At 61.8% G+C, this 9,394-nt stretch carries 8 protein-coding genes; 7 read left to right on the top strand and 1 reads right to left on the bottom strand.

Annotated elements, in window-relative coordinates; all coding sequences use genetic code 11:
* Window positions 1-224 precede the first annotated feature (224 nt).
* The 7 genes from WAW17_RS05405 (at window position 225) to WAW17_RS05375 (ending at window position 8,381) form a co-directional block, all read left to right on the top strand.
* Entirely contained in the window at window positions 225-1,529 is a 1,305-nt protein-coding gene (locus tag WAW17_RS05405) for an NtaA/DmoA family FMN-dependent monooxygenase (RefSeq protein WP_422331978.1), read from the top strand.
* 28 nt (window positions 1,530-1,557) lie between these two features.
* Entirely contained in the window at window positions 1,558-2,865 is a 1,308-nt protein-coding gene (locus WAW17_RS05400; RefSeq protein WP_422331977.1) for an NtaA/DmoA family FMN-dependent monooxygenase, read from the top strand.
* Between the two features lie 103 nt (window positions 2,866-2,968).
* Window positions 2,969-3,877, top strand: a complete 909-nt coding sequence (locus WAW17_RS05395; protein ID WP_422331976.1) for an ABC transporter ATP-binding protein — start codon at window positions 2,969-2,971, stop codon at window positions 3,875-3,877.
* On the top strand, window positions 3,874-4,695 hold the full coding sequence (locus tag WAW17_RS05390; protein ID WP_422331975.1) for an ABC transporter ATP-binding protein: 822 nt from the start codon (window positions 3,874-3,876) through the stop codon (window positions 4,693-4,695). The genes WAW17_RS05395 and WAW17_RS05390 overlap by 4 nt, the downstream gene beginning before the upstream one ends.
* Window positions 4,692-5,738: an ABC transporter permease gene (locus WAW17_RS05385; RefSeq protein ID WP_422331974.1), complete on the top strand. Its 1,047-nt coding sequence runs from the start codon at window positions 4,692-4,694 to the stop codon at window positions 5,736-5,738. Before WAW17_RS05390 ends, WAW17_RS05385 begins: the two co-directional genes overlap by 4 nt.
* A gap of 2 nt (window positions 5,739-5,740) precedes the next feature.
* A complete protein-coding gene (locus WAW17_RS05380; RefSeq protein WP_422331973.1) occupies window positions 5,741-6,646 on the top strand; it encodes an ABC transporter permease in 906 nt (301 codons plus the stop codon).
* Window positions 6,647-6,710: 64 nt separating this feature from the next.
* Window positions 6,711-8,381 carry an ABC transporter substrate-binding protein gene (locus tag WAW17_RS05375; protein ID WP_422331972.1) on the top strand — a complete coding sequence of 557 codons (1,671 nt, stop codon included), beginning with the start codon at window positions 6,711-6,713 and terminating at the stop codon, window positions 8,379-8,381.
* Between the two features lie 68 nt (window positions 8,382-8,449).
* Here the strand turns inward: WAW17_RS05375 and WAW17_RS05370 are convergent, their stop codons facing one another.
* Window positions 8,450-9,034 (bottom strand): GntR family transcriptional regulator, encoded by a 585-nt coding sequence (locus tag WAW17_RS05370; protein ID WP_422331979.1) that lies wholly within the window; start codon window positions 9,032-9,034, stop codon window positions 8,450-8,452.
* Between the last annotated feature and the right edge of the window lie 360 nt (window positions 9,035-9,394).

Raw genomic sequence — 9,394 nt, 5'->3', positions numbered from 1 at the left:
ACCCGACACACCAGGTCGGACGATCACTCACGCCCACACCCCATCCGCTGCCGGACAACCAAACTCACAACAACGCCATCAGCCGATCGGTGCATCCAGGCTTAATAGAGTCGGTATCACGGCGAATCAAAGCCGTCACGGTCACCGGATTCACTGACATCTGTAACGCACGGCCGCTCGGAACGACGTTCGCGGCGTGCATGACTCTTCAGGAGGTACGGCATATGGGTGCACAGCCCTTCAGGCTCGGGTGGTTCGGAAACCTGACCACTCCGGAATGGCGAACCGGCTGGTCCGAAGATGCACTGTCCTGGACCGACGCTCGGTACTACGTGGACATGGTCCGAGACATGGAGCGCGCAGGATTCGACTTCATGATGCTCGAGGATTCGCTCATGGTGTCGGATATATATGCGGGCACAGCGGAACTCGAACTCAAGCACGCAATGTATGCGCCCAAGCTGGACCCGGTACCGGTGGTGTCGATGCTGGCGTATGCGACCGAGCACATCGGGATCGTAGCCACCGCATCGACGACCTTCTATCCGCCTTACCTGCTCGCTCGCGCGTTCTCGACGCTCGATCACGTGACCCGTGGACGGGTGGGCTGGAACATCGTCACTTCCAGTGAGGATCGTGCGGCGCAGAACTTCGGGATGGACAAGTTGCCGGAACACGACCAGCGGTACGAAATCGCCGAGGAGTTCGTCGACGTGGTCACCAAGCTGTGGGATTCGTGGGAGGAGAAGGCGATTCTCGCCGATCCGGTCTCCGGCTACTACGCCGATCACACCAAGGTCGCGCCCATTCATCATGAGGGCGTGCATTTCAAGGTTCGTGGACCGCTGAACACGCCACGCAGTCCGCAGGGGAAACCCGTCATCTGTCAGGCCGGCGCTTCACCCCGTGGACGAGACTTCGCTGCGAAGAACGCCGACATGTTGCTCTGCATCCCCAATGGCCTCGACGGTATGAAGGCCTACCGCGACGACATTCGTGCGCGCGCCGAGAAGTTCGGCCGCAATCCCGATGACGTCAAGGTCTTCTTCGTCGTGCAGCCGATCATCGGACGGACACAGGCGGAGGCAGAGGAGAAGCGGGCGAAGATTCTGGCGGACAAACAGCACAATTTCGAGGCTCAGATGGTGCATTTCGCCGCGATCATGGAAATCGACTTCTCGGTACTCGATCCCGACAAGCCCATCCCCGACGAGGTGACGACGAACGGCCACCAGGGAACGTTCGAGGGGTGGAAGGAAGCATTCGGTGGCCGCACCATCAAGGACGCGGCGTCGGCGATGCGCGTCCACAGCATGGAACTGGTCGGCACACCCGAGAGCGTGGCCGAACAGATGGACGAGGCCATGGAACACGTAGGCGGCGACGGTTTCATGTTCCTTGCGCAGCCCACCAGCCGGCAGTACATCCGGGAGATCACCGAGGGGCTGTGTCCTGCTCTCCGGCGTCGAGGACTGCTGCGAAACGGATACTCGCACCCCTCTTTCCGCGAGAACCTTCAGTCCTTCTGACCGCATCACACCCTTGGAGGGAGAGGCAATGTTTCGACTCGGATGGTTCCTCGGCAACGGTTTCGGCGTGCAACCGTGGTACGGGGACTGGGCAGGGAGGTCGATGACGGATTGGACCCAGCCAGGGCTGTACGTGGATCTGACCACGTCACTCGAGCGTGCCGGATTCGATCTGCTGTTCATCGAGGACACCTCCATGGTGGAGGACACGTACGGGGGGTCGATGGAGACGACGCTCGCGTACGGACTGATGGCGCCGAAGAACGACCCGGTACCACTGGTACCTCTCCTGACGGCGGCCACCGAACACATCGGAGTCGTCGCGACCATGTCGACGATCCAATACCCGCCGTTCCTGGCCGCGCGTTCGATGGTGACGCTCGATCACCTCACACGGGGGCGCGCGGGCATCAATGTCGTGACCTCGGTCACGCACCGGGTGGCGCAGAACTTCGGCCACGACCAGCATTTCAACCACGCCGAACGCTACGCGATGGCGGAGGAGTGGATGGATGTGGTCAGCGCTCTCTGGGAATCTTGGGATCCGGATGCGCTGGTTCACGATCAGGACGCCCCCAGGTATGCCGACCACACCAAGGTCCACACCGTGGATTTCGAGGGTAAGTACTTCAAGGTCCGGGGGCCTCTCAACACCATTCCGGGCCCTCAGCGGCGGCCGGTGGTCGCTCAGGCGGGCAATTCGACACCGGGTCGGGAGTTGGCGGCCAAGCACGCGGACACGATGCTCGCGCTCGCCAAGACGCCTGCGGAGATGAAGTCGTTGCGACGGGACATGGACGAGAGGCTCATCGCGCACGGGCGGAAACCGCAGGACCTGAAGATTCTGTTCATGGCCGTGCCGTATCTCGCCGACACCCAGCAAGAGGCGCAGGCCCGATTCGACCGGTTCGATGCCGCGAAGAAGGACGCGAGCAACATCGAGAAGCGGCTGTGGTACCTGTCATACGTGTCCGGAGGTGTCATCGACTACTCCAAGTACGACCTGGACGGACCCGTTCCCCAGGAGATCGGTAACGGTGAGACCACCACGGCGAAGGCATGGTTGGAGAATTCGGAGAAGATCACCCTGCGAGATCTTGCCGAAGGACCGAGCAACTACGGAATGGACTTCATCGGAACCTCCGACAGTGTGGCGTCTCAGATGCAGGACGCGATGGAGGAAGCCGGCGGCGACGGATTCCTGATGTACCCGGACACGACGCGGCGCTCGATCATGGAAGTCTGTGACGGACTCGCACCTGCTCTCCGCAAGCGTGGGCTCATTCGGGACGGATACGCGCACAAAACGTTCCGGGAGAATCTGCTCGACTTCTGACAATCCGCGTAATTGAGCTGTTACCTGCGAAGGGTCGGCTCGAAACACCACCTCTGTACGTTCTCTTCACCATTCGTTGCATTCACGACAGGAACGAGTACGGATGTCATTACTAACGAAAGAGCCCGTGGAGGCGTATTCGGGCAATGCAGCGTATGAATCGTCCACGCCCTTGCTCGAAGTGCAGAATCTCAGTGTCGTGTATCCCACCCCGCGCGGTCCGTTCACTGCGGTCGACGGATTCACCCTGTCTGTCGGCCGCGGAGAACGTGTGGCGATCGTCGGTGAATCCGGATCAGGAAAGACCAACTCGTGCATGGCAATTGCTGGCTTTCTGGAAGCGGAGGCGCAGGTCGAAGCGGATCGCATGCAGTTCGGCGAGGTCGACCTGCTGTCGCGGAAGAAGGGGATTCTCCCGGTTCGGATCCCGGGCATCTCGGTGGTCTTCCAGGACGCGATGACGTCCCTCGATCCGGTGTGGAAGATCGGCAGCCAGATGCGTTCTGTGATCAGGAACAACGAGAAGGTGAGCCGGCGAGGCGCGGACGCGAAGGCGGTGGAGTGGCTCCGCAAGGTCGGCTTGCACGACATCGACCGGGTGCTGGCGGCCCGTCCGTACGAATTGTCGGGTGGCATGCGCCAGCGGGTGATGATCGCGCTGGGTTTGTGCGCAGGCCCGCAGCTGTTGATCGCGGACGAACCCACCAGCGCCCTCGACGCCACGCTCTCACGGGAGCTGATGCAGCTCATGGTGTCTCTCACCGCCGAGTTCGACACCGGCATGCTGGTGATCAGTCACGACATCGCCCTGTGCCAGGAGTTCACCGACCGCATCGTGGTGATGAATGGTGGACGTGTCGTCGAGGAGGCTCGATCTCAGTCGATCGCGCAGAGCGCCGGACATCCCTACACGCGTGGGCTGCTGGCATGCATTCCCACCCTGGATTCGGCGTTCATGAACCGCCTGCCCACTATGAGCACCTTTGGGCGCGCGCAGGGGGTGGCCTCGTGAACGAAGACGCCACGATCCAGTTCACTGACGTCCGAAAGGTATTCACAGGCCGGTCGGGCAAGTCGCATGTCGCGGTGGACGGGGTCTCGCTGCTGGTCGATTCCTCGAGCAGGCTCGGCGTGGTCGGGGAGTCGGGCTCGGGCAAATCCACGCTGGTGCGGATGCTGATGGGTCTCGAGTTCGCGACCTCCGGCAGCATCGAATACCTGGGCCGCGATCTGCGGACGATGTCGCGCGGCGACATGCGCAGGTTCAGAACCGACGTGCAACTCGTCGCGCAGGACACCTCATCGTCGTTCGATCCGCGTCGGACACTGCGCGACGGTGTTCGGCGTCCGCTCCTCGAGTTGATGGAGATGTCCACGGCCGACGCAGACCAGCGGGTCGACGAAACCTTGCGCTCGCTGAGTATCGATCCGGCGCTCGCCGATCGGCGGCCTCACCAGGTGTCCGGTGGTCAGCGTCAGCGGTTCTCGATCGCCCGGGCACTCGTGGTCGCGCCCAAGCTCATCGTCTGCGACGAGGCGGTATCAGCCCTGGACGTGTCGGTGCAGGGTTCGGTTCTCAATCTGCTCAAGGAACACTGCGAAAGCAACAATGCCGGGTTGGTATTCGTCTCTCACGGACTTCCGGCGACCGCGTTCGTCTGCGACAGCCTGATCGTGATGTACCAGGGGAAGGTAGTGGAGGAGGGGCCGGTCGAGTCGGTCCTGTTCCACAGCGAGCACCCCTATTCGCAAAGCCTGGTCGACGCCTACCGCACCACCAGCGGCATCGGCGCACACGCAGCAATGACCGGGGCGAGGTCCGCCGTATGAAAGCGTTCGCATCCAAGAACGGATGGTGGGTACGCCGCCTCGCGGTTCTCCCACTCCACATCCTTCTTTTCGCAGTAGTGGTGTTCTTCGTCGTGCGGCTCATTCCGGGCGATCCGGTGCGCACCATCTCCGGCGGCCAGACCATGACACCGGAACAGTACGACGCCGCCAGGGAAGCGTTGGGGCTGAGTGGAAGTGTTCTCTCGCAGTTGGTCACCTACCTGGGGAACGTGCTCACCCTCGACTTCGGTAACTCGATCGTGAACGGTGCGGGAGTGCTCGACGAGATGAGCGTGCGGTTGCCCGCGACGATGGAACTCGCCGTAATCGCGATGCTGCTGTCGTCGATCCTGACGTTGGTACTCGGATTCCTGCTGGTGCTGAAGCCGAAGAGTCCGGTGTCCCGGGTGATTGCCTCGTATGCCCGCGCGGCCGGCGCTGTTCCGGACTTCTGCCTCGGGGTAGCAGGTATCTTCGTGTTCTACTCGCTGCTGCACTGGGCGCCGGCGCCGATCGGACGCTACGACACCCTGCTGAACGCGCCGCCGCAGATGACGCGTTTCCCCCTGTTCGACGCCTTGCTATCGAGCGACTTCATCCTGCTCCAGTCGATGGCCACACATCTGTGGCTGCCGGTGCTCGTACTTGTCGTCGCGTACGCCCCGATGCTGCTCAAGCTGTTCGTCCGGTCGCTCGAGCAGGCGAAGGATGCGCAGGCAACCAAGTTTCGGATCGCATCCGGGGCGTCGAATTCCATGGTCGCGGCAAGCATCGCCCGCCGGGCGTTGCCGTCCACAGTTTCCATGTTCGGCACCATCTTCGGTTTCATGCTCGGCGGCGCGGTGATCGTCGAACAACTGTTCGCGATGCCTGGCATGGGCGAGTATGCCGTGCAAGCAGTGTCCCGCTCGGATTTCGTTGCTCTGCAGGGATTCCTGCTCATCGTGGCAGCCGTCTCGCTGCTCGTCTTCTTCTTCGTCGACATCGTGAACATGCTTCTCGATCCCCGTCGGCGTCCCGGTGTGCAGGCGGAAGGAAGCTGACCATGACACTCTCCTTCGAACCTGACAAGGCGGCGGAGCCGGCCGGCACACCGCAACCCATCGACATGTCGCCGGACCAGAAGTCTGCCGGGGCTCGCATCAGCTCACTTCGCGCGTGGCTCGTGGTGCTACCGGCCGCCTTTGTGGTCGTACTCGCGGCGATCGGACCGAGGATTGTTCCGTACAGCACCCGCGACGTCGTCGCCAAGCCGGACCTGCCGCCAGGTACGGATCACTGGTTCGGCACAGACTCGTCCGGAATGGATGTTTTCGCCCGGACCATCGCTGCGACACAGAACAACTTGATGATCGGGTTGTTCACCACTCTCGTTGCCACCTTCCTGGGCATTCTGCTCGGTTTGGCGGTGGGGATGAACGAATCGCGGCACGGCGTCTTCGGCGTCCTGGCCCGCGGCGCCTCGCGCGCTCTCGACCTGATTCAGGCCGTTCCGGCCATCGTGATCGGCCTGGTGCTGATTGCGTTCTTCGGATCCTCCATCCTGTCGATCACGGTGGCGCTGTCTGTGGTGCTGCTGCCCAACCAGGCACGGCTTGTTCGCACCGAGGTACTGCGCGTGCGTGGGGAGGCGTACCTCGATGCCGCCCGCATTTCCGGTGAACGTGAATTTGCGATGATCCTGCGGCACGTGTTGCCGAACTCGGCCTGGCCGGCGTTGGAGAATGCATCGCTGGTCTTCGGCTCGGCAATCGTACTCACCGCCGGTCTCGGATTCATCGGCGTCGGTTTGCAGCCGCCGACACCTGAGTGGGGCACCATGATCGCTGCAGGCGCGCCCGGCGCGGCGGCTGGACGGTGGTGGTCGGCGTTGTTCCCCGCCGTTGCCATTGCCCTTACGGTTTTCGCCGTCACCGCGGTGGGGCGCAAGTTGTTCGACTCGGATCGGTGACCGGGTCCTCCGTTCTCTGATTCTGCTACACCTTTGACCCCCAAGAACGAGGAGAGTTTCATTGATGCTGCCCTTTGCACGCCTTCGGACCCAGAAGGCTGGTCCCCGCGCAGGACGTTCAGGTGCCCTGAAACTTGTGGTCGTCGGAACTATTGGCGCCCTGGCACTCTCCGGATGCTCGTCGTCGTCGAACAATTCGGCTTCGGCGGACGGCGGAAGCACCCTGACGCTGGTCACGCCGGACACCGGTATCACGTGGTCGATGGACAACGGGTTCGGCGGTCTCGAGCAGGCCAACAACCTGCACGCCACACTGCTGAGAAAGCCCTACGTCGACAGCTCGCAGGGAGGGGCTCAACAGCAGGACGTGTACAACTACGAGCCGTATCTTGCCGAGAACTACACCGTCAGCGAAGACGGACTCACCTACACCTTCACGCTGAAGGAAGCGAAAAGCGCGGCAGGAAACACACTCTCCGCAGACGACGTGCTGTGGTCCTTCGACCGCAAGTTCAACACTCCGACGTCCGTGGCGCCCGGTATTTTCGCGCCGTCGATCACCGATCCTGCCTCACAGATCAAGAAGATCGACGATCGCACCGTGTCGTTCACGATTCCGCAGGCTGGTCTCGGTGTCACGTTCCTCGCTCTGATGTCCGATCTGCTGGGTCAGATCTATGACAGCACTCTTCTCGAAGAGCATGTGACACAGGAAGACCCGTACGCAGTCAAGTGGACGGTCGAGAACCCGAACTACGGCTTCGGTGCTTATGAGGTCACCGACTACCAGCCCGGTGTCCAGGTGGTCATGAAGTCACGCCCGGATTGGATCCTGGGCGAGGCGCCGATCAAGACGATCAACATTCGTATCGTCGCCGACGCGGGTACCCGAGCGAACGCGGTGAAGAACGGCGACGCCCAGATGGCGGAATCGATCACCCCCGCCGATTCGGCCGCACTGGCAACCGATCCCAACGTGTTCGTCCCCAAGGTGGACAACCCGAACATGTTCATCATGATGCCGCTGGTGACGAACAAGGCGCCCTTCGACAACCCGCTTGTTCGCCAGGCAATGGCTTACGCGACGCCGTACCAGCAGATCGTCGACGACGTATACCGTGGACTCGCCACCCGTCAAGGTTCGGGATTCCTGCTGCCCGATGCTCCGGGTTACACGAACGAGGGCCTCCCCGATTACGCGTTTGATCCCGCGAAGTCGAAAGAACTTCTTGCACAGGCAGGGTTCCCCGACGGTGTGTCGTTCTCACTCGCCGTGAGTGCGGCCGATCCTGATACCAGGGAGGCCGCGGTCCAGATTCAGACGGCTGCACGTGCCGGCGGATTCGATGTGCAGATCGAGCAGATGCCGGCATCGCAGTTCGCGGATCAGCGCAGCAACCACACCTCGCAGGCCTTCATCCTGCGGGACTACGCCATCACGCTGACACCGCCGTACGAACTGCTCGTGTACACCGCTGAGGATTCCAGCAACAACTTCGCGGACTGGGAGTACCGGCCGTTCTACGAAGCCCTTGCCGCTGGAAACGCGCTTCCCGACGCACTGTCCGACGAGGCCGGACGCGCATGGAATGCGGCGGAGAAGATCTACCTTGAGCAGTCGCCCATCGTCTTCATCGCTCAGGTGCAACCAAATGTGCTCCTGTCGAGTGACGTCGCGGGATTCGCCTGGAGGTCCGACAACTGGGTGGACTACTCGAACCTCTCGTTCAAGTAGTCCGTATCCAAGAACGCCGATCGGAGATATTTCCGGTCGGCGTTCTCTCGTTAGGTGCGGGATCGTTGTCAGAGGGGGGAAGACCTGAAGGACACCATATCGGCACGGTAGTGGGCGTACGCGAACTCGTGCACGCGTCCCTCGTTGTCGGACAGAACCTGATCCCGCACCAGAAGAATGGATTTCGGTGCGATGTCGAGCATGTGTGCGGTGCGCGCGTCGGCGGGAACTGCGTCGATCCAGCAGTCCATGCGCCCGAACGGCACACCGTACTCTCTTTCGAAGACCTTGACGATCGAGTCGGCCGCGAGGAGGTGAACCGGCGCAAGGGCATTCGGATTGATCTGGTACGCGGTGAGAGTGCCGATCGGCACGCCACGCACGAGCATGATGAATTCGAGCATCCGCACCTTCTCCTGCGCGGTTTGGAGTCTCTCGCTGATGATTCCCGAGGAGGTGATCGTGTGCTCATTGATGCGCACGTACTCGATCGGAGTCCCTTTCTCGGTTGCGACGATGTCGTGCATCTGGAGCTGGACGGGCCGACCCTGAACTACTGTTCCCATCCTCCGCTGTCGGCTGACCAGTCCTTCTTCGGCGAGCATCTGGAGCGCTGTCCGAATGGAGTTGCGGGTGGAGTCGAGACGGTCGATCAGTTGATCTTAGCTGAGCATGTCACCCTCTTTGAGTACACCGCCCTTGATCGAGGATCGGATCAATTGGTGGACGATTCTCGCCGACCGCTTGCGGTTGCCGGCCGAACCTCCGACCGAACGAGGGTGACGATCCAGCGATGCGAGTGATGGTGGGAGGGGGGACTCATCGGCGTTCGAGAGGGTGTGAACGGGGGAGACGGGAATGTGCATTGCGTGCTCCTAGTCGAGCAGCGAACGAGTCGTTGATACTGGTCGGCGTCGTTGCCGTGACAATTGTTACGCGTCGTTGTGAACAACAGATCACGCGGGCCACGCGGATGTTGTGTCGTCGCTCATCGTGGATCGGTGGATGTGAGT

The organism is Rhodococcus sp. (in: high G+C Gram-positive bacteria) (assembly GCF_049286785.1).
Classification (GTDB): domain Bacteria; phylum Actinomycetota; class Actinomycetes; order Mycobacteriales; family Mycobacteriaceae; genus Rhodococcus_F.
The sequence above is the reverse complement of the archived record's forward strand: the minus strand, read 5'-3'. Positions and strand labels throughout refer to the sequence as shown.

Excerpts from the sequence above, each read along its gene's own strand:
- WAW17_RS05405 (WP_422331978.1), top strand. The coding sequence starts at position 225 with ATGGGTGCACAGCCCTTCAGGCTCGGGTGGTTCGGAAACCTGACCACT.
- WAW17_RS05400 (WP_422331977.1), top strand. The coding sequence starts at position 1,558 with ATGTTTCGACTCGGATGGTTCCTCGGCAACGGTTTCGGCGTGCAACCG.
- WAW17_RS05395 (WP_422331976.1), top strand. The coding sequence starts at position 2,969 with ATGTCATTACTAACGAAAGAGCCCGTGGAGGCGTATTCGGGCAATGCA.
- WAW17_RS05385 (WP_422331974.1), top strand. The coding sequence starts at position 4,692 with ATGAAAGCGTTCGCATCCAAGAACGGATGGTGGGTACGCCGCCTCGCG.
- WAW17_RS05380 (WP_422331973.1), top strand. The coding sequence starts at position 5,741 with ATGACACTCTCCTTCGAACCTGACAAGGCGGCGGAGCCGGCCGGCACA.
- WAW17_RS05375 (WP_422331972.1), top strand. The coding sequence starts at position 6,711 with ATGCTGCCCTTTGCACGCCTTCGGACCCAGAAGGCTGGTCCCCGCGCA.